The 18873-nt window shown below is 56.0% G+C and carries 16 protein-coding genes and 1 other annotated feature; of the genes, 5 read left to right on the top strand and 11 right to left on the bottom strand.

Annotated features, from left to right (window positions below):
* Positions 1-301: 301 nt before the first annotated feature.
* Positions 302-781, top strand: coding sequence for a Cys-tRNA(Pro)/Cys-tRNA(Cys) deacylase YbaK (gene ybaK, locus IAE30_RS11220; RefSeq protein ID WP_045816347.1), 480 nt, complete (start codon positions 302-304; stop codon positions 779-781).
* A gap of 230 nt (positions 782-1011) precedes the next feature.
* Here the strand turns inward: ybaK and IAE30_RS11215 are convergent, their stop codons facing one another.
* Positions 1012-1881 (bottom strand): LysR family transcriptional regulator, encoded by an 870-nt coding sequence (locus IAE30_RS11215; protein WP_200679641.1) that lies wholly within the window; start codon positions 1879-1881, stop codon positions 1012-1014.
* 90 nt (positions 1882-1971) lie between these two features.
* On the opposite strand from IAE30_RS11215, the gene IAE30_RS11210 reads away from it, so the two are divergent.
* Positions 1972-2403 (top strand): multidrug/biocide efflux PACE transporter, encoded by a 432-nt coding sequence (locus IAE30_RS11210; RefSeq protein WP_045816346.1) that lies wholly within the window; start codon positions 1972-1974, stop codon positions 2401-2403.
* 28 nt (positions 2404-2431) lie between these two features.
* Here the strand turns inward: IAE30_RS11210 and ushA are convergent, their stop codons facing one another.
* Positions 2432-4183 (bottom strand): bifunctional UDP-sugar hydrolase/5'-nucleotidase UshA, encoded by a 1752-nt coding sequence (gene ushA, locus IAE30_RS11205; protein ID WP_200679639.1) that lies wholly within the window; start codon positions 4181-4183, stop codon positions 2432-2434.
* A 163-nt stretch (positions 4184-4346) separates the two neighbouring features.
* Between ushA and IAE30_RS11200 the strand changes: the two genes are divergently transcribed.
* Both IAE30_RS11200 and ybaL read left to right on the top strand, forming a co-directional pair.
* Positions 4347-5543: an MFS transporter gene (locus IAE30_RS11200; protein WP_034828194.1), complete on the top strand. Its 1197-nt coding sequence runs from the start codon at positions 4347-4349 to the stop codon at positions 5541-5543.
* 220 nt (positions 5544-5763) lie between these two features.
* Positions 5764-7452 (top strand): YbaL family putative K(+) efflux transporter, encoded by a 1689-nt coding sequence (ybaL, locus tag IAE30_RS11195; RefSeq protein WP_038648489.1) that lies wholly within the window; start codon positions 5764-5766, stop codon positions 7450-7452.
* A gap of 112 nt (positions 7453-7564) precedes the next feature.
* Here the strand turns inward: ybaL and IAE30_RS11190 are convergent, their stop codons facing one another.
* The 4 genes from IAE30_RS11190 to IAE30_RS11175 form a co-directional block, all read right to left on the bottom strand.
* The gene (locus IAE30_RS11190) at positions 7565-8866 is read right to left on the bottom strand and encodes an inosine/guanosine kinase (RefSeq protein ID WP_038648490.1); all 1302 of its coding nucleotides are present in this window, start codon (positions 8864-8866) and stop codon (positions 7565-7567) included.
* Between the two features lie 57 nt (positions 8867-8923).
* Positions 8924-9883 (bottom strand): ferrochelatase, encoded by a 960-nt coding sequence (gene hemH, locus IAE30_RS11185; RefSeq protein ID WP_034828187.1) that lies wholly within the window; start codon positions 9881-9883, stop codon positions 8924-8926.
* Between the two features lie 308 nt (positions 9884-10191).
* The gene (gene adk / locus IAE30_RS11180; protein WP_034828185.1) at positions 10192-10836 is read right to left on the bottom strand and encodes an adenylate kinase; all 645 of its coding nucleotides are present in this window, start codon (positions 10834-10836) and stop codon (positions 10192-10194) included.
* A 151-nt stretch (positions 10837-10987) separates the two neighbouring features.
* Positions 10988-11818 carry a DUF6024 family protein gene (locus IAE30_RS11175; RefSeq protein ID WP_200538736.1) on the bottom strand — a complete coding sequence of 277 codons (831 nt, stop codon included), beginning with the start codon at positions 11816-11818 and terminating at the stop codon, positions 10988-10990.
* Between the two features lie 191 nt (positions 11819-12009).
* On the opposite strand from IAE30_RS11175, the gene IAE30_RS11170 reads away from it, so the two are divergent.
* Positions 12010-12879, top strand: coding sequence for a LysR substrate-binding domain-containing protein (locus tag IAE30_RS11170; RefSeq protein ID WP_038648497.1), 870 nt, complete (start codon positions 12010-12012; stop codon positions 12877-12879).
* Between the two features lie 90 nt (positions 12880-12969).
* Here IAE30_RS11170 and htpG read toward each other — a convergent pair whose 3' ends face one another.
* From htpG to apt, 5 genes are all read right to left on the bottom strand, one after another.
* Positions 12970-14844 (bottom strand): molecular chaperone HtpG, encoded by a 1875-nt coding sequence (gene htpG / locus IAE30_RS11165; protein ID WP_200679637.1) that lies wholly within the window; start codon positions 14842-14844, stop codon positions 12970-12972.
* Between the two features lie 99 nt (positions 14845-14943).
* Positions 14944-15549: a recombination mediator RecR gene (gene recR / locus IAE30_RS11160; protein WP_007886897.1), complete on the bottom strand. Its 606-nt coding sequence runs from the start codon at positions 15547-15549 to the stop codon at positions 14944-14946.
* The gene (locus IAE30_RS11155; RefSeq protein WP_031377860.1) at positions 15549-15878 is read right to left on the bottom strand and encodes a YbaB/EbfC family nucleoid-associated protein; all 330 of its coding nucleotides are present in this window, start codon (positions 15876-15878) and stop codon (positions 15549-15551) included. The genes recR and IAE30_RS11155 overlap by 1 nt, the downstream gene beginning before the upstream one ends.
* Before the next feature lie 52 nt (positions 15879-15930).
* Positions 15931-18021 carry a DNA polymerase III subunit gamma/tau gene (gene dnaX / locus IAE30_RS11150; RefSeq protein ID WP_200679635.1) on the bottom strand — a complete coding sequence of 697 codons (2091 nt, stop codon included), beginning with the start codon at positions 18019-18021 and terminating at the stop codon, positions 15931-15933.
* Positions 16528-16589, bottom strand: a sequence feature (DnaX frameshifting element). It overlaps the preceding gene by 62 nt.
* Positions 18022-18317: 296 nt before the next feature.
* Positions 18318-18869 (bottom strand): adenine phosphoribosyltransferase, encoded by a 552-nt coding sequence (apt, locus tag IAE30_RS11145; RefSeq protein ID WP_038648506.1) that lies wholly within the window; start codon positions 18867-18869, stop codon positions 18318-18320.
* Positions 18870-18873: the final 4 nt, after the last annotated feature.

Here is an 18873-nt window from a genome sequence, read left to right as displayed (position 1 = left end):
GTCGATGACGTGCGTCTGTCTGATTACACAGAAATATGCATTGGCGGATGCGCGGCGGAGGGTTGGCTCAGCGGATGAGCAGTGAGCAGTGAGCAGTGAGCAGTGAGCAGTGAGCAGTGAGCAGTGAATTGCAGGCAAAAAAGAAGGCCAATATCTCTATCGGCCCGTCAAAGAGGAATTTGTTTATGATTTTGGTTATCACCAGCATTGCTGGCGCGGGCCAATTTTCGCGCAAAGTTCAGAATTTCGCCAGTATTATTCACCAAAACTGAAATAAGAATTTTCGTAGCAAGGACAGAACATGACACCCGCCGTAAAACTGCTGGAAAAACAAAAGGTCGCCTTTACCCTTCATCCTTATGAGCATGACAGCCACGAAACCAATTTTGGTGATGAAGCGGTGCGGAAGCTCAATCTCGATGCACGTCAGGTGTTCAAAACCCTGCTAGTGGCGCTCAACGGCGATGCCAAAGCGCTGGCGGTAGCCGTGACACCGGTCTCCTCGCAGCTCGATTTGAAAAAAGTGGCAAAGGCGCTGGGCGCGAAAAAAGCGGATATGGCCGATCCACAACTGGCACAGCGCGTCACCGGCTATCTGGTGGGTGGTATCAGCCCCTTAGGGCAGAAAAAACGCCTGCCAACGGTGATCGATCAGCAGGCCGCAGAATTTGCCACCATCTTTGTCTCCGGTGGCAAGCGCGGGCTGGATATAGAACTGGCGGCGCAGGACCTGGCACGACTGCTGGATGCCACACTGGCCGACGTGGCGCGTCGCGATTAATTCAGCTGTTGGATGCCACTCTGGCCGACTTGGCGCGCCGCGATTAATTCAGCTGCTGGATGCCGCTCTGGCCGACGTGGCGCGCCGCGATTAATCCGGTTGCTGGATGCCACACTGGCAGACGTGGCACGCCGCGATTAATTCAGCTGCTGGATGCGCAGTGGCCGGCTTGGCACGCCTCGATTAACCCGGCTGCTGGATGCCACACTGGCCAACGTGGCACACCGTGATTAATCCGGCTGCTGGGCGCAGAGCTGATCAATCATCCAGCGCCCGGCAGGACCCGGTGGATTGCGTCGCGACCAGATCACATCCACCGCGATGCGCTGTGGCCAGCCTGGCACCGGCAACTCTTTCAACACCTGATGACCAAATTGTTCCACCAGCCAGCGCGGTAATACACTCCAGCCAAAGCCCTGCTCCGCCATTTCCAGCAGCAATAAATAAGAAGGCGCCGACCAAACGCGCCCGGCAGGCAAGGGTTCACGGTTTTGCACCCAGGTATTAAGCCGTAAATGACGCAATTCACCGAGTTGTGCTTCACTCACCTGTTTTGACTGCGCCAGCACATGATCCTTGTGCAGATAGATCGCCATTTCCGCACCTACCTGTAAACGCGCCACCGCTAAATCCGGCGGCAGCTGCGGCTGCGCACGCACCACGCCGAGATGCACGCGACCGGCCTGCAGCAGGTCCAGCGCGTCCGCGTCCTCAGCAATCATGCATTCAAATTCAATATCCGGATAACGTGCTTCAAAGCGGTTGAGCAGATTTTCATGGTGATCGGCCTGCCAGAAATCGGAAATCGCCAGACTGAGTCGCGGTTCCACGCCCTGTGACAGCCGCACCGCCAGCTCATCCAACCGCTGGCTGGCCGCCAGAATCTGCTGCACCTGCGCCAGGGCGCGCTGTCCTTGCTCGGTGAGTACCGGCTGGCGACCGCTGCGATCGAACAGGGTGAAACCGAGATCGTCTTCCAGATTAGCCACGGCGCTGCTGATGGTGGACTGGCTTTTGGCCAGCGCACGCGCCGCCGCAGAAAACGAGCCGCTGGCGACAGTCTGCACAAAGGCCTCAAGGGATTCCGGGGAGTATTTCATGGTGAACCATCGCTTTTATCGATAGGTAATCATTTTATCTTAGCATTTCGCGGTGAGAAAATGCGTCGCGTTACCCAAAAGGAGGTTTATATGCGTACCCGTTCGCTGAAAGAACGTTTTTATCATGCTGCAGGATTTGAAGTGCTGGCGATTCTCACTGTGGCTCCGCTGGCTGCCTGGATTATGGAAAAGCCGCTGTTTCAGATGGGCGCGCTGGCGATTATGTTGTCAACGGTCGCCATGCTGTGGAACATGATCTATAACACCGGTTTTGATCGCATCTGGCCGCCGCAGAAAACACGCGGCCTCGGTCTGCGTGCCATCCACGCGCTGGGCTTTGAAGGGGGCTTTATCGTTATCGGTTTGCCGATTGCCGCCTGGATGCTGAAGATCACGCTGCTGGAAGCCTTTATGCTGGAAGTGGCGTTCTTCCTGTTCTTCCTGCCCTATACCATGGCCTATAACTGGATGTGGGATAAATTGCGTCAGCGCTGGCTGACGCAAAAATCCTGCCAGGCATAAAACAACGGCGCCCAATCGGGCGCCGTTTTCAATTGTGCTGTGCGCGCGGCCAAATCCACGCCAGAATGGCTTGTGGGTAGCTTCGCTTCCTGGGCTTTTCCTGCGCTTTGTCGCGCTCCTGCACCTGTGCTTCCGTTAAATGCACGATACCGGTTGGCGCATAGTCGGCGATTTTCAGCGGTGAGTGTGCGGTGACATAAGCACGCAGCACATCCACATCACGCTGGCCGGTATTGCTAAAGCCCGCATGTGCCTCGATGTTGGGATAACCATCGCCCCCGCTGGCATTAAAGCTGTTGGTCGCCATGCGATAGGTTTTGTCCTTTTGCAGCGGCTCGCCATTGATCTTCACCTCACTCACCGCTTTGCCATCCGCCACCAGACTGATATTGCTGAACTGCGCGAAACCACCGGCGTTGGTTTTGATATTGGCAACCGTGGCAAGATACTTCAGCAATTCGTCTCCGGTCAGCGTGACTGACACCACCTGATTACCAAACGGCTGCACCTGCAACAAATCGCGCCAACTCAGCTTGCCTGCGGCCAGCGAAGTGCGAATGCCACCGCCACTGATCACCGCGAAATCCGCTTTAGTCGCTGCCATTTGCGCGCGCAGAATCAGCTGCCCAAGGTTGGTTTGTTCAAAACGCACTTTGTCGCGTTCGCCGACGAACACGCCATCACTGCTGCCAACCGTGACGTCGAGTTTCTTTGCCGCGCGCAGTTGATACGGCGTCAGTAGCTTCATCATCGCGCTGTTAGGTGGGATCTCTTCCTGCCAGGTGAGCCAGGAGACGCTGCCATCCAGATTTTTCACTTCATGCTTGAGATTAACCGGGATCAGCTGATAGCTGTCCAGCGTCAATTCGCCATTGCGGAAGGTGAAATCGCCGCGCCCGACATATTTGCCCCACTCTTTCGCCTGCATGATCCACACGCCATTTTGGCGATCGGGCTGGCAAGGCTGGCCGGGCTGATAATCTTTCACGCTGACGTTATCTTTTTCCATGCACACCGCATCCTGCGAGTGGCCGCCGATGATCACATTGATAGTGCCCGGCGGCAGGCTGCGCGCCAGTTCCACATCACCCGGCGCGTTGCTGCCGTGCTGCCCATCGTCGTAATGGCCCATGTGCGTCAGCGCCACGATCACATCAGGTTTCTCGCTGGCACGCAGTTCCGCCACCGCTTTTTCCGTCTCTTTCACCGGATCGCGGATGTCGATATTAGCGATATTTTCTGGGTTGGAAATTTTCAGGGTATCGGTGGTGGTCAGACCGATCACTGCGATCTTCAGCCCCATGCGATTAAAGATCGCCCACGGCTTAAACAGACGCTGGTCGGTACCCTTTTGATAGATATTGGCAGAGAGGAAGGGAAATTTGGCCCACTTCTGTTGCTGTTGCAGCACGCTGAGAGGCTTATCGAATTCGTGATTGCCGAGCGCCATAGCATCGTAGCCGATGAGGTTCATGCCGCGAATATCGGGTTCGGCATTGAGCAGATCCGATTCCGGCACGCCGGTATTCACGTCTCCGGCGGAAAGGATCAAGGCACCGCCGCCTTTGGCCTGCACATCATAACGCTGTTTATCCATCAGCGTTTTCTGCGCCGCCAGACCGTATTCGCCCTGCGCATTGGTCCAGTAGCGACCATGATGATCGTTGGTGTGCAGAATACTGAATCGATAACTGCGATCCGTCTGCCATGCCTGCGCCAGCATCGGCAGCAACAGCATGATCAGCGCCAGCCAGCGCCCTCTCCGCGGGAATAACAACAAAGCCGATCTCCTTATTCTGCGTCTTTCCACTTTGCCGTGGACTTAATGTGCTTTATCACCCTTCTGTGTCGCACAGATGGCACTTTAACTCAAGACAAAAGGCTTATAGAGTCATGCGGGTAGTAACAAATTGATAACGATAACCGCACTCTTCAGGATTTTTATGGCAAGTGACATCGCAACCCCGGCACGCGCACCGGGACGGACCGCTTTTGGCATTTTAGGTGCCATCAGCCTCGCGCATCTGCTCAACGATATGCTGCAATCGCTGCTGCTGGCGATCTACCCGATGCTGCAAAAAGATTTTAGCCTTAACTTCGTCCAGATAGGTCTGATAACGCTGACCTTTCAGGTTACCGCTTCGCTGCTGCAACCGATCATCGGTCATTACACCGACAAATACCCAAAACCCTGGTCTTTGCCGGTCGGGATGGGCTTTACGCTGTGTGGTCTGGTGCTGCTGACGTTCTCCAGCACCTATCCGCAGGTGCTGCTCGCTGCCGCGCTGGTGGGCAGCGGTTCCTCGGTGTTTCATCCGGAATCTTCGCGCGTGGCGCGTATGGCCTCCGGTGGACGTCATGGTTTGGCTCAATCACTGTTCCAGGTGGGCGGTAACTTTGGTAGCGCGCTAGGTCCGCTGCTGGCAGCGATGATCGTTGCCCCTTACGGCAAAGGGCATCTTGCCTGGTTCGTGCTGGCGGCACTGCTCGGCATTATCGTGCTGCTGCAGGTCAGCCGCTGGTATAGCCACCAGCAGCGCGCCAGTAAGGCAAAGGCAACGGTTGCGCCGGTTAACCCGCTGCCGCGTAAGAAAGTGGCGTTGGCGATCAGCATTTTGCTGCTGCTGATCTTCTCTAAATACTTCTATCTCACCAGCCTGAGCAGTTACTACACCTTCTATTTAATCCAGAAATTCGGACTTTCTGTTCAGGCCTCGCAATTCCATCTGTTTGCCTTCCTCGGCGCGGTGGCTGCGGGCACCATCATTGGCGGACCGATTGGCGATAAAATCGGCCGTAAATACGTGATTTGGGTATCGATTCTTGGCGTTGCGCCCTTTACCTTGCTGCTGCCCCACGCCAACTTAATGTGGACCAGCGTGTTGAGCGTGATCATCGGGTTGATTCTCGCCTCGGCGTTTTCTGCCATTTTGGTGTATGCGCAGGAACTGATGCCAGGACGTATTGGTATGGTTTCCGGGCTATTTTTCGGTTTTGCCTTTGGTATGGGTGGGCTCGGTGCCGCCGTGTTGGGCGTAGTGGCAGACCACACCAGCATCGAGTGGGTATATCAAATCTGTGCCTGGCTACCTTTGATCGGCCTATTGACCGCTTTCCTGCCTGATAACCGCCACGCCTAAGCCGCTTTAGGGGGGCAACGCTTTTTCCTCGCCCCCCTACATTCTGCGGAAAACCTGCCGATAGAGTGAGATAACTGAGGAAAATGCCGCTTCAGCTGCGTTTTCTTCTTAATTTTTCAATTTTTTCGCTTTTCACCGCTCAAATGTTTAAACGTGGTTAGCGAATGTGCATTACACTAGGTTGTTACAAGCGGATACATTTGCATACAAGGAGACAGGCATGCATCACACCACACCGTTGATCACCACCATTGTCGGGGGCCTGGTCCTCGCCTTTCTCCTGGGTATGATTGCCAACCGCCTGCGAATCTCCCCGTTGGTCGGTTATCTGCTTGCTGGCGTGCTCGCCGGTCCCTTTACCCCGGGCTTTGTCGCTGATACCAATCTCGCACCTGAGTTAGCTGAGCTCGGCGTTATCCTGCTGATGTTTGGCGTGGGTTTGCACTTCTCGCTGAAGGATTTGATGTCGGTAAAGTCGATCGCCATTCCCGGCGCCATCGCGCAAATCGCGGTGGCCACGCTGCTGGGAATGGGGCTGTCGTGGGCGATGGGCTGGTCGTGGATGACAGGTCTGGTGTTTGGCCTCTGTCTTTCCACCGCCAGTACCGTGGTGTTACTGCGCGCACTGGAAGAGCGTCAACTGATTGATAGCCAGCGAGGTCAGATTGCCATCGGCTGGCTGATTGTTGAAGATCTTGTGATGGTCCTGACGCTGGTACTGCTGCCCGCCATTGCCGGCATGCTGGAAGAAGGCAACGCCAGCCCCTCTCTGCTGTTCTGGGATCTGATGCTGACCATCGGCAAAGTCGTCGCCTTTATGGTGCTGATGATGGTGGTGGGCCGTCGGGTCGTGCCGTGGATTCTGGCAAAAAGTGCCGCAACCGGATCGCGCGAACTGTTCACCTTATCCGTACTGGCCCTGGCGCTGGGCATCGCTTTCGGTGCGGTTGAATTCTTCGATGTCTCCTTCGCACTCGGCGCCTTCTTTGCCGGTATGGTGCTTAACGAATCCGAACTCAGCCACCGTGCCGCGCACGATACTCTCCCGCTGCGCGATGCCTTCGCCGTACTGTTTTTTGTCTCGGTCGGCATGCTGTTTGACCCAATGATTTTGATTGAGCAGCCGCTGGCGGTGTTAGGCGCCTTGGCGATCATCGTATTGGGGAAATCCATCGCCGCCTGGCTACTGGTGACGCTGCTCGGCCACTCACGCCGTACCGCCATGACCATTTCGGTGAGTCTTGCGCAAATTGGTGAATTCGCCTTTATCCTTGCCGGTTTGGGCATTTCGCTGGGCATGCTAAGTGATGAAGGACGCAATCTGGTGCTGGCGGCGGCGATCCTCTCCATCATGCTCAACCCCATTCTGTTTACTCTGCTTGAGCGCTACCTCGATAAGACCGAAACCATCGAAGAGCAGACGCTGGAAGAAGCGATTGAAGAAGAGAAACAGATTCCGCTGGATATCTGCAATCACGCGGTGATCGTTGGCTATGGCCGCGTCGGCAGCTTGCTGGGTCAGCAGCTGATGGAGGCCGATGTGCCGCTGGTGGTGGTGGAAAACTCCCGCCCGCGCGTCGAAGCACTGCGTGAACAAGGGATCAAAGCGGTGCTGGGCAATGCGGCGCGCGTTGATACCATGGAATTAGCCCGCCTTGATTGCGCTCGCTGGCTGCTGCTGACCATTCCAAACGGTTACGAAGCCGGGGAGATTGTCACTGCCGCGCGTGAGAAGCGTCCGGATATCGAAATTATTGCCCGCGCCCATTACGATGATGAAGTGAATTACATCATGGAGCGCGGTGCTAATCGCGTGGTGATGGGCGAGCGTGAGATCGCCAACAGCATGCTGAACGTGCTGCAGGAAGAGATCGCGCAGAACCCAATTGTGCGGGAGTGCCCGATTTAACGACGTGCGGTGATGGGCCAGGTCGCCATTAATGGCGACCCTACGGAATTGCGATGTATCAAACAGTTAGCGCATCGTTTTCAAAAACGGATGCGCATCATCGGCTTACGCTTTACCTGTCCCAGTACGACTCTTCTAAACTGTCTTCCCGCTCAGGCAGCCCGCGCATCAGACGCGGTGAATGCTGATTCAGCACCTGATAACTCACCCGGTTGGCATACTTGCACACCTGCGCCAGCGACGAATAGGTGAGATAACCGCGTGCGTGTTTGCTGGAGTTCGGTACTTTCTGACGGTGGAAATTATTGGCGGTGATATCGTGCAGCAGCGCGGCTAAAGCACCATCGCCTGCACCGTTGGTGTTCATGATCTTCTCAGGGCCGCCCATATAAGGCGCGATGTGCGAGAAAATGCGCAGCGGCTGCTGGCAATCCTGATGGCGCATAGCGCGGCTGAACTCGTATTGGTTGAATTCGGCTATCGCGCCCGGCAGCAGCGGATGATTGGTTTTGCGCTTGAACGCCTCTTCCGTGAAGCCAGCCATGTACAAACCGGTGGGACCGGCGGTGCACAGCACCAGATCCACCCAGTCGAGCGCAATATTCGAGGCCAGCAGCGGATCCTGCTCACCCGTCAGCGCAAAGGCCTCTTCTTCGTTCATCGCGACGATTGACACATGATCGCGCAGGAAATCACGCCAGAACTGCGGATCGTCCTGAATCACGTATTTGGTGCCTAACGTCAACACCACCGGCACGTTATGTTTTTTCGCGTAGTCGATGGCACGCAGCGTGGCTTCCGGCATCGGTTCACCGGGTTGGCAGCGCACCAGATAGGAAGTCAGCACCAGCGCCGACGCCCCGGCAATCACCTCTTCCGGAATGCTGTCAGCCTGCAGTTGGTTCATCAAGCCTGGGCTGATGGCAAAGGTGCGTTCACCCTGCTCACCAATCAGGGTGAAACAGCGGCCAATCGCGCCATCAACGCCCTGCAGGAAGTTGAGATCCATACGGCTGGAGGTGTTGCACAAGTAACGATAGGCATAACCGCCAATCTGGATGTTGTTGCACATCACGCCGAGCAATACTGAACGGTCATCGGCCAGCACGGAGTAGTTGTGCAGGGTATTACCGATGGTGCCGCCGGCAAATTGATGGCTGATCAGCGCATCATGCATCAGCTCGTTGTACAGGGCCTCTGCGGTGGCATCGTCGATCACCAGCGAGTGACCGGCGCTCAGCCCGTAGCGTTGCAGAAAATCATCATCAACTTTGGCTTCAATATCCACCAGCGTCTGGTCGATACCCACCACCCAACTGCCCTCTTCCTGCTCCTGCTGGGTTGCCTGCAGCAGCGGATCGCGCGCGTTAACGGGAAAATAGTGTTTGGATTTGCGTTTGCCGGGAAATTTCATCGTGGCTGCCGTAAGGGAAATCTGGCAGAGAATGATATCACACTCTCTGCCAGCACTTTATCGGCGTGCGTTGACCAGCTGAACCATCATCTCGATGTGCTCGTCATCGGCGTTGAGCGCGGGAATGTATTCAAACTTCTCGCCACCGGCGTGCAGGAAGAACTCACAGTTCTGCTCGCTGATCTCTTCCAGGGTTTCCAGACAGTCAGCGGAGAAGCCTGGGCTCATCACCTGCACATGCTTGATGCCTTTGGCCGGTAAACCTTGCATGGTTTCGTCGGTGTACGGCGTCAACCACGGCTCGCGACCAAAGCGTGACTGGAAGGTCATCATGATTTTGTGCGGCGCGATGCCCAACGCGGCAGCCAGCGCCTCGGTGGTGTCTTTGCAGCGCTGCGGATAATCATCACCTTCGTCGGCAAAACGCTGCGGGATGCCATGATAGGAGAGCACCAGCAGATCCGGTTCGCCATGCTGCGCAAATGAACGCTCAACGGAGGCTTTCAGAGCCGCAATATAGGCCGGATGCTCAGCATAATCGCGGATAAAAGCGACTTCCGGCAAAGAGCGCAACGGTTTGAAGCTGGCGGATAATCCATCCCACACGGCGGCGACCGTTGAGCACGAGAACTGCGGGTAGAGCGGCAGCACAATCAGTTTGGTGACACCCTGATCCAGCAAACGCTGTACCGCCCCGTCGAGGCTCGGTTGGCCGTAGCTCATGCCCAGCTCAACCGGCATATCCACACGCTGCGCCAGCGCATCGCGCTGCTGCTTGCTGAACACCATCAGCGGAGAGCCTTCTTTCATCCACACCGAGGCGTACAGCTTCGACACGCGCGGCGAACGGAACGGCAAAATGGCGAAATTGAGAATCGGCCACCATAACCAACGCGGTGTATCCACCACGCGCGGGTCGCCAAGGAACTGTTTCAGATAGCGCTTAACGGCAGGTGTTGTAGGCGCATCGGGTGTGCCTAAGTTGACCAGCAAAACCCCAGGCTTTTCTTGCCTCATTGGTATTTCCTTGATGTCAAAACGAATGGATCAAAATCAGGGGGAAATTGTAGCGGAAATCGTGGGAGGGGAAAGCAATTGCTGCAAAAGGGCCGGACAACCGACCCTTTATAGCACAACCCTAAAGCATTCAAATGGCAGGAAGACGGTAAACGAGAGACAAATCGACTTGTCGATTTGAACAGCGCTTACGCTGGCCCGCAGGGTGAACCTCCTTGAGGAGGTTCATCATCCCGATGCGCTGACTCAAGTCAGTGATTCGGGTGAACGAGAGCAGCCAACGCACCTGCACATTGAAGTAGGACGGATTAACCGAGAATGCCGGCCAGTTGCGTGCTCACTTCAGCGACCTTACGGGTGCCGTCGATCTTGTGATACTGGGTGTTTCCGGCTTCCGCTTCTTTGCTGTAGTAAGCAATCAGCGGTGCAGTCAGCTGATGGTATTCCACCAGACGCTTACGCACGGTTTCTTCCTGATCGTCTTTACGCGTGGTCAGCTCTTCGCCGGTCACGTCATCTTTACCTTCCACTTTTGGCGGATTGTAGGTGACGTGATACACGCGGCCAGACGGCGCATGCACGCGACGGCCAACAATACGATCCACAATCAGTTCATCCGGTACGGCAAACTCCAGCACGAAGTCCACATTGATGCCCGCGTCTTTCATGGCGTCAGCTTGTGGGATAGTGCGCGGGAAGCCATCGAGCAGGAAACCGTTTTTGCAGTCTTCCTGCGCGATACGCTCTTTCACCAGCGCAATCACCAGTTCGTCTGTTACCAGTTTACCGGCATCCATGATGGCTTTCGCCTGTTGGCCCAGTTCGGTGCCTGCTTTAACTGCCGCACGCAACATGTCACCGGTGGAGATTTGCGGAATACCGTATTTCTCCATGATGAATTGAGCCTGAGTGCCTTTACCTGCGCCCGGTGCCCCGAGCAGAATAATACGCATTGCGTAATTCCCCTTGCGAATCGCATTGATCAATCTGAGAAGGCCAAGAACATACCATTATGACCCGCGCACCACAAGGAAACGGGCGCGCTTCCGGTGAAAGCTTTACTTTGACTGGCTTTAGCGCAGAACACCAGTAGAGTGCCCGTTTTTAAGAATCACGGCTAACGTTTAACACCTCTTTCAGACGTCTTTTCAGTATTGGCGTGACGTTTTGATTTTTGTTCACGCTACCGCGCACGTTGGCATGCAAGCGTAAACGATGGTGAGCGGAAAGCAGATGCATATCCTGCGGCACGTCGCGTAAGGTAAAACTGACTGGCAGCGGGAACAGGGCGAACGGTAAGCCGTGCTGCTGAATCGATTGCAGCTGAACCGGGGCATCAAGCGTAATATTATCCACGCTAGCGATATTAAACGGTCGCCAGTCGCTGTTTTCCATCATTTTTAAGGTTTGCTCCAGCGACGTCCCAAACGCCAGTCCCTGCTCAAATAAGCGCAATTCACTGCGCACCAGCGTGCTGAAATCGCAGGTTTTTAACGCAATTAATACCAGGTCACTGCTTAACGCCGCATGACGATCGAGCCGCGCCACAAACAATCGCGCATCGCTGATTAATCGTTTATGCAACAGGGTGGCAAAGGATTCCGAGGCGTCGGTCACGCCCTGACTTTGACACTCCGCCAGCGGGCGCACCCGCCCCTGCTGCATGTCGACATGCTCAACCAGTGCAATGTTACCGGCCATCATCGGCACCGCGGGTAACACACTCAGTTCACTGACCGGATATTGCGAAGCGTAACGCGTTTGATTGCGCGCCTGTTCCTGACGTAAAAACAGCTGTGAGAGCAGCACCCGCGAAATATGCAAAGAGGGTGCAAAAAAGAGGTCGTAATTTTCCAGCCGATAGTGACGTGATAGCAAGCCGCGAAGTCGATCGCGCGCTGCCGCCGCCCTGGCAGAAGCATGTTGGTGATCCATCGCGTAAGATTTCTCTAATTATAAAGATGCTGTGTGTGTCGCAGATTGAGGGGGAACATTAGCCGCGTTAAACACAGACAACGCCATCCGTCAACCCGCCATAATCTGGGGGAAAGGTTAGGCCAATGCGGCTGGACATTAAAATGATATAAACTGACAATCCCTGTTAGGTTTTTACACAGGGGATGAGTATGACCGCGCTTCCGTCGTTACGTGCACTGCACTATTTTCATCAGGCAGCACTGCACAGCAGTTTTAGCGTGGCGGCCGAGCGTCTTCATGTGACTCACAGCGCCATTAGCCATCAGATTCGACAGCTGGAAAGCTGGATGGGAAAGCCCTTATTTGTCCGCACCAATGGACGCGTCAAATTAACCTCACACGGCGAGCGCTTGCTGGTGAGTTGTCAGAAGGCGTTTAGCGAACTCTCCACCACCTGCGAAAGCATTCGCACCGGCATGCGTCATCACCTCAGCGTCTCTTGCGCGCCCAGTTTTCTCTCGCAATGGCTGATTCCACGTATTAGCAGTTTTTATCAACGCTATCCCGATATTGAAGTGCAGTTTCAGCCGCTGGTGGAGATCGACCAGTTGCGCAGTGAACACACCGATGTGCTGATTCTCAGCTATGAGCAGTCACCGGATGAGGATATTGATGCCACGCTGATCAGCGATGACTACATCGGCCCGCTGTGCGCGCCTCAGTATGCCGCGCGTTTTCACAATGAGCAGGATTTAGCGTCATTGCCGCTGCTGCATGCCGACACGCGGCTGCATGCCTGGGCTGAGTGGGCAAAAACCAGCGGTGCGCGCGGAAATTACTGGGTCGGTAAGCATTTCGATAACCTTACCCTTGGCATTCAGGCGGCGAGAAACGGCCTGGGCGTGATCATGGCTCCGCGTTTACTGGTCAGGCAGGAGTTGAGCGACGGTACGCTGATCGCCCCATTGGGATTTGTGCGTGTGGACCGCGCCACCTGGATGATGACGAAAATGTCACGTCAGCATGATGCGGAGATTACGTTGTTCCGGGATTGGCTGCGCGATCAGGCGCTGCATTAAAAGAAAGGTCGGCATTCAATGCCGACCTTTTTTGTCTCCTGTCAACCCTGCCGCCGGTATTGATACCAACCGGCGTGGGCGCTGAATGGCTTATGCCGTCAGCAACTGGTTCATACGACGGATAAACTGGTTGGGATCGTCCAGCGTGCCGCGCTCAGCCAGCAGCGCCTGGTCCAGCAGCAGCTCAACCCATTCAGCAAAGTGCGCTTCGTCGTGGGTATCCGCCACGCGTTTCACCAGCGTATGCTCCGGGTTGATTTCGAAGATGTACTTCACATCCGGTACTTCCTGGCCCGCAGCAGCAAACAGTTTCGCCATCTGCGTGGTCATTTCGTTCGCATCGGTGGTGACAATCGCTGGGGTGTCGGTCAGACGATGGGTCAGACGCACCTCTTTCACACGCTCGCCCAGCAGCGTTTTCACGCGCTCAACAAACGGCTCCAGCGCTTTTTCTGCTTCCTTCTGCTCTTCCGTTTCTTCATCCGCCAGCTTACTCAGCGACTCATCCGCTTTGCTCACTGACTGGAAGGTTTTGCCGTCGAACTCGGTCAGGTAGCTCATCATCCACTCGTCGATACGATCGGACAGCAGCAGCACCTCGATACCTTTTTTGCGGAACAGTTCCAGATGCGGGCTGCTCTTCGCGGCGGCATAGCTGTCAGCAGTGATGTAGTAAATCTTATCCTGCCCTTCCACCATACGGCTCAGGTAATCTTCCAGCGAAATGGTCTGCTCAGCGCCTTCACTCTGGGTGGTGGCAAAGCGCAACAGTTTAGCAATCGCCTGCTGATTGGCGTTGTCTTCCGCCGGGCCTTCTTTCAGGACCAGACCAAACTCTTTCCAGAACTGCTGATATTTCTCCGCGTCATCCTTCGCCAGTTTTTCCAGCATCTGCAGGCTACGCTTGGTCAGCGCGGCGCGCAGGCTCTGGGTCACACGGCTGTCCTGCAGGATTTCACGCGAGACGTTCAGTGGCAGATCGTTGGAGTCTATCAGGCCACGTACGAAGCGCAGGTAGTTCGGCATGAACTGCTCGGCGTCGTCCATGATGAACACGCGCTGCACATACAGTTTCAGGCCGTGTTTGCTGTCGCGGTTGAACATGTCGAAGGGCGCACGCTGCGGGATATACAGCAAGCTGGTGTACTCCTGCTTACCTTCCACACGGTTGTGGCTCCAGATCGCCGGATCGCTGTAATCATGGGCGATGTGTTTGTAGAACTCGTTGTACTCGTCGTCGCTGATTTCAGACTTGTTGCGCGTCCACAGTGCCTGGGCTTTGTTGATCTTCTCCCAGCTGGTGGTGTCGCTCTCTTCGTCTTTGGTTTCAATCTCAACCGGCAGCGCAATGTGATCGGAGTATTTGCTGATGACGTTGCGTACACGCCACGCGTCGAGGAAATCATCTTCGCCTTCGCGGAAGTGCAGCGTGATCTCGGTACCGCGATCGGCTTTCTCGATTTCTGCCAGGGTGTATTCACCCTCGCCTGCGGATTCCCAGAACACCGCTTCGTCGGCCTTAGCGCCGGCCGCGCGAGTGCGCACGGTGACTTTATCGGCAACGATAAACGCTGAATAGAAGCCCACACCGAACTGACCGATCAGTTGACTGTCTTTTGCCTGGTCAGAACCCATGGACTCAAGGAAGGATTTGGTGCCGGATTTCGCGATAGTGCCGAGGTTCTCAATCACCTCGTCGCGACGCATACCGATACCGTTGTCGCTCAAGGTCAGCGTAAGATTGTCCTTATCGACCGAGATACGCACGCGCAGGTCGCCATCGCCCTCATACAGATCCGGCGTGGACAGTGCGCGGAAACGCAGTTTGTCAGCGGCATCAGAGGCGTTGGAGATCAGCTCACGCAGGAAAATCTCTTTGTTTGAATAGAGGGAGTGAATCATCAGGTGCAGAAGTTGTTTTACCTCTGACTGGAAGCCACGCGTCTCTTGTCCTTTCATGGTCATTGCTACCTCAACTAAATGGGGGTTGATCATAGGTTGAGAGAGAAATGGGGATGATGGCGGGAATTTCAAGCCGATGTCGGTGAAGACATCGGCAAGTGATTAGAATTTAATCTTATGGCGTCCGGCAAGTGAGTGCGACAGCGTGGTGCCATCGACCATTTCCAGCTCACCACCGACCGGTACACCGTGCGCGATGCGGCTGGCATCGACGCCATATTGCCCGCACAGTTCAGCGATGTAGTTGGCCGTGGCTTCACCTTCCACCGTCGGGTTGGTGGCGAGGATCACTTCGGTCAGCGTTTCACGCTCCAGGCGCTGCTCTAACCGATCCAGACCGATATCCTGCGGGCCGATGCCATCCAGCGGTGACAAATGGCCCATCAGCACAAAGTAGCGGCCGCCAAACTGGCCGGTTTGCTCAATGGCGTGGATATCGGCAGGACTTTCCACCACGCAAATCTGGCCGTTTTGTTGACGACGCGGATTGGCGCAGATGGTGCAAATTTCCTGCTCGGTGAAGGTGCGGCAATCGGCACAGTGGCCGATTTCCGACATCGCGCGGGTCAAAGCCTGCGCCAGACGCATACCACCGCTACGATCGCGCTGTAACAGCTGAAAAGCCATGCGCTGCGCCGATTTCGGGCCCACGCCCGGCAGGCAGCGCAGCGACTCCATCAAAGATTCAAGCAGTGGACTGGTTTGCATCAGAACGGCATCTTGAAGCCAGGTGGCAGCTGCATACCTGAAGACACAGAAGCCATTTTCTCTTTCTGCGTTTCATCGATACGACGTGCTGCATCGTTGAAGGCTGCCGCAATCAAATCTTCCAGCATGTCTTTGTCGTCTTCCAGCAAGCTTGGATCGACTTCAACACGGCGGCAGTTATGTGCACCGTTGATGGTGACTTTGACCAGGCCAGCGCCTGATTCACCGGTCACTTCCAGCGCGGCAATCTCTTCCTGAACTTTGGCCATTTTGTCTTGCATCTGCTGGGCCTGTTTCATCAGGTTGCCCAATCCGCCTTTACCAAACATAGTCTTCTCTCTCTGCTGGGGCTGCGCGCCACTCACGCGCGACAGCGGGTGTTCAAACGGGTCGAATACTCTCTTCATCCAGATCGGCATCGAAGAATCGACGCAATGTCTGAATGTGAGTATCGCTTTCAATCGACTGGCGCGCCTGCACCAGTTTCTCTTCATAAATGGCCTGACGCCATTCCAGTGGCGTCAACACCGCAGGATTATCGTCTTCAACGATGGTCAGTTCAACCGTTTGTCCGGCTGCCTGACTGAGCGCGTCCGTCAGCGCCTGTTTTGCCGACGCTGAATTCAGGTGACGCTGACTGCTGCGCAAATGCAGCGTGACGGCGTTCTCGCCCACCTCTTTCCACGCGTTCAACGCCACCTGCTGCACCAGTTTTGGCAACGTCAGTGCGGCTATTTCGGCGGCCCACGCATCGCGCTGCTGGGCCTCTTCGGCCAGACGAAGCGCCAGCTCAGGCGTTTTCTCATGCTCCAGAGCGGAACGCAAGGCTTTTGGCGTTGCGATGGGCTCCGCTTTTACCTCGACCGTTTGCTGGGCTTTCCAGCGATAGGCTTCTGGCTTCGCGGGCGCTTTTACCGCGGGTTCCGATGCGCGCTGTTGCACGCGCTCGGTGACACTGGCAAGACGTTCCAGCGCCGGGTTCGCCGGCCGCGCGGGACGCGCTGCCGGCTCACTCTTTTTTGCTTTGCCGGCTCCCTGACGCAGTAACTGCGTTCGCGCCTGTAACAGCTGGCTGGTGGAGTCAGACAAATGTTCGGGCGCCGGTTGCATATCGGCGTAATCATCGGCCATCGGCGGTGCGTTCTGCATCGGCGGCGCCATTTGCGGCTGGGCTGCAGAAGTGGGGCGAGATGCCGAAGAGGAGGCGGCGTGAGCTGAACCCGCTGGTGTTGCTGTCGCGGCAGCGTTGGCTGAAGTCACTGGCGTTGCTGACGCTGTAACCTGAGCGGAAGAGGCCGGCGCAGCAGCACCTGCAGATGCAGCAGACGCTTGCGGTGCCGCCTGCGGAATCAGACTGGGCCTGGCAACCGGCTCAGCGATGGTCGCCTGTGGATGGAACGCCAGCGCGCGCAGCAGCGTCATCTCGACGCCGAGGCGACGATCCGGTGCCAGCGGCAGATCTTTACGTCCCATCAACAAAGTTTGGTAATAGAGCTGTACATCGGCGGGCGGCAACACGCGCGCCAAATCGCGCAGGCGCTGCGCCTGATTCACATCGTCCTCGCCCAGCGAAGCCGGCAACAGTTGCACCATCGCCACGCGATGCAGCAAACGCAGCATTTCGACCAACAGCGCTTCCCACTCGACACCGCGTGATGCCGCCTGATTCAGCAGCGCCATCACCTGTTCGCCCTGCCCCTCCACCAGCGCTTCAATCAGCGCCAGCGGCTGTTCATCATCCAGCGTGCCCAGCATTTGCGCCACGGTTTCACGCGTCACGCTGCCCTGCCCCATGGCAATCGCCTGGTCAGTGAGGCTTAGCGCATCACGCATACTGCCGTCAGCGGCACGCGCCAGCAGGTGCAGCGCACGCGGCTCGGCAGCAATCTGCTCCTGCTGCAGTATATGCACCAGTTGCTGCTGGATTTGCTCGACATCGAGCGCTTTAAGATGGAACTGCAGGCAACGCGACAGAATAGTCACCGGCAGTTTTTGCGGATCGGTGGTTGCCAGCAGGAATTTGACGTGCGAAGGCGGCTCTTCCAGCGTTTTCAACAGCGCATTGAAGCTGTGACGCGAGAGCATATGCACTTCATCGATCAGGTAAACCTTGAAGCGACCGCGCGCCGGTGCGTATTGCACGTTATCCAGCAAATCGCGCGTGTCTTCGACTTTGGTCCGTGACGCTGCATCAATCTCGATCAGATCGACAAAGCGTCCCTGCTCAATTTCACGGCAGTTATCACACTGACCACAAGGCGTAGAGGTGATGCCGGTTTCGCAGTTGAGGCCTTTCGCCAGCAAACGGGCGATCGAGGTTTTCCCTACGCCGCGCGTACCGGAAAAGAGATAAGCATGATGGATTCGTCCCAGTGACAACCCGTTGGCCAGCGCGGTCAGCACATGTTCCTGACCGACTACGTCAGCGAAAGCCTGGGGACGCCATTTTCGCGCAAGTACCTGATAGCTCATGTGGATTCAATCACTGGATTTTATTGAGTTGGCACAGCGGTGCGGCTAAGTGAACCGGGTTCCGCCACAAGAAAAAAGGGGAAAAATGCAGCTTCGCAAACCCTGTGTATATGGGCAGTAGTCTAACAGCCACAACAGGATATGCCTATACCCGACATACTTCACGTTGCAGGTGATGAATTTTTATCGCGCACTTGCAATGGCGGAACGATTTATCGAGCTTTGATACAAGGGCACGGCGGCAGGGATGCGTAATGAAATGCGCCGCGACGGCTATTGCCTGCGGCGCACAGGCCTTAGTGGCCGGGGAAATTCACGAGGCTGTAGCAGTCAATGCCGATCGCCTTAAGACGCGCTTCACCACTCAGATCAAACAGGTTGATCACAAACGCAGCATCTTTCACTTCACCACCGGCACGGCGGATCAGTTTCACTGTGGCTTCCAGCGTTCCGCCGGTGGCCAGCAGATCGTCCACCACCAGCACCACATCGCCTGGCTTGATGGCATCTTTGTGCAGCTCCAGCGCATCAGAACCGTACTCCAGCTCATAGCTCTCGCTGTAGGTTTCACGCGGCAGCTTGCCGGGTTTGCGCACCGGGACAAAGCCTACGCCCAGACCCAGCGCCACAGGTGCACCAAACAGGAAGCCACGCGCTTCCGTACCCACCACTTTGGTGATGCCTTTGTCACGATAACGCTCAACCAGAATGGCAATCGACGCGGCATACGCCTGCGGATCTTCCATTAAGCTGGTGACGTCACGGAACAGGATGCCCGGCTTAGGGTAGTCAGGGATGCTTTTGATGCTGTTTTTGATGAGTTCAAGCTGCTGAGCAGTTGCGGTCATAAGT

Origin of the sequence: Pantoea sp. S61, from assembly GCF_016625145.1 — a bacterium.
In the GTDB taxonomy this organism is placed as follows: Bacteria; Pseudomonadota; Gammaproteobacteria; order Enterobacterales; family Enterobacteriaceae; genus Pantoea; species Pantoea rwandensis_B.
This window is presented reverse-complemented; position numbering and strand designations above follow the sequence as displayed.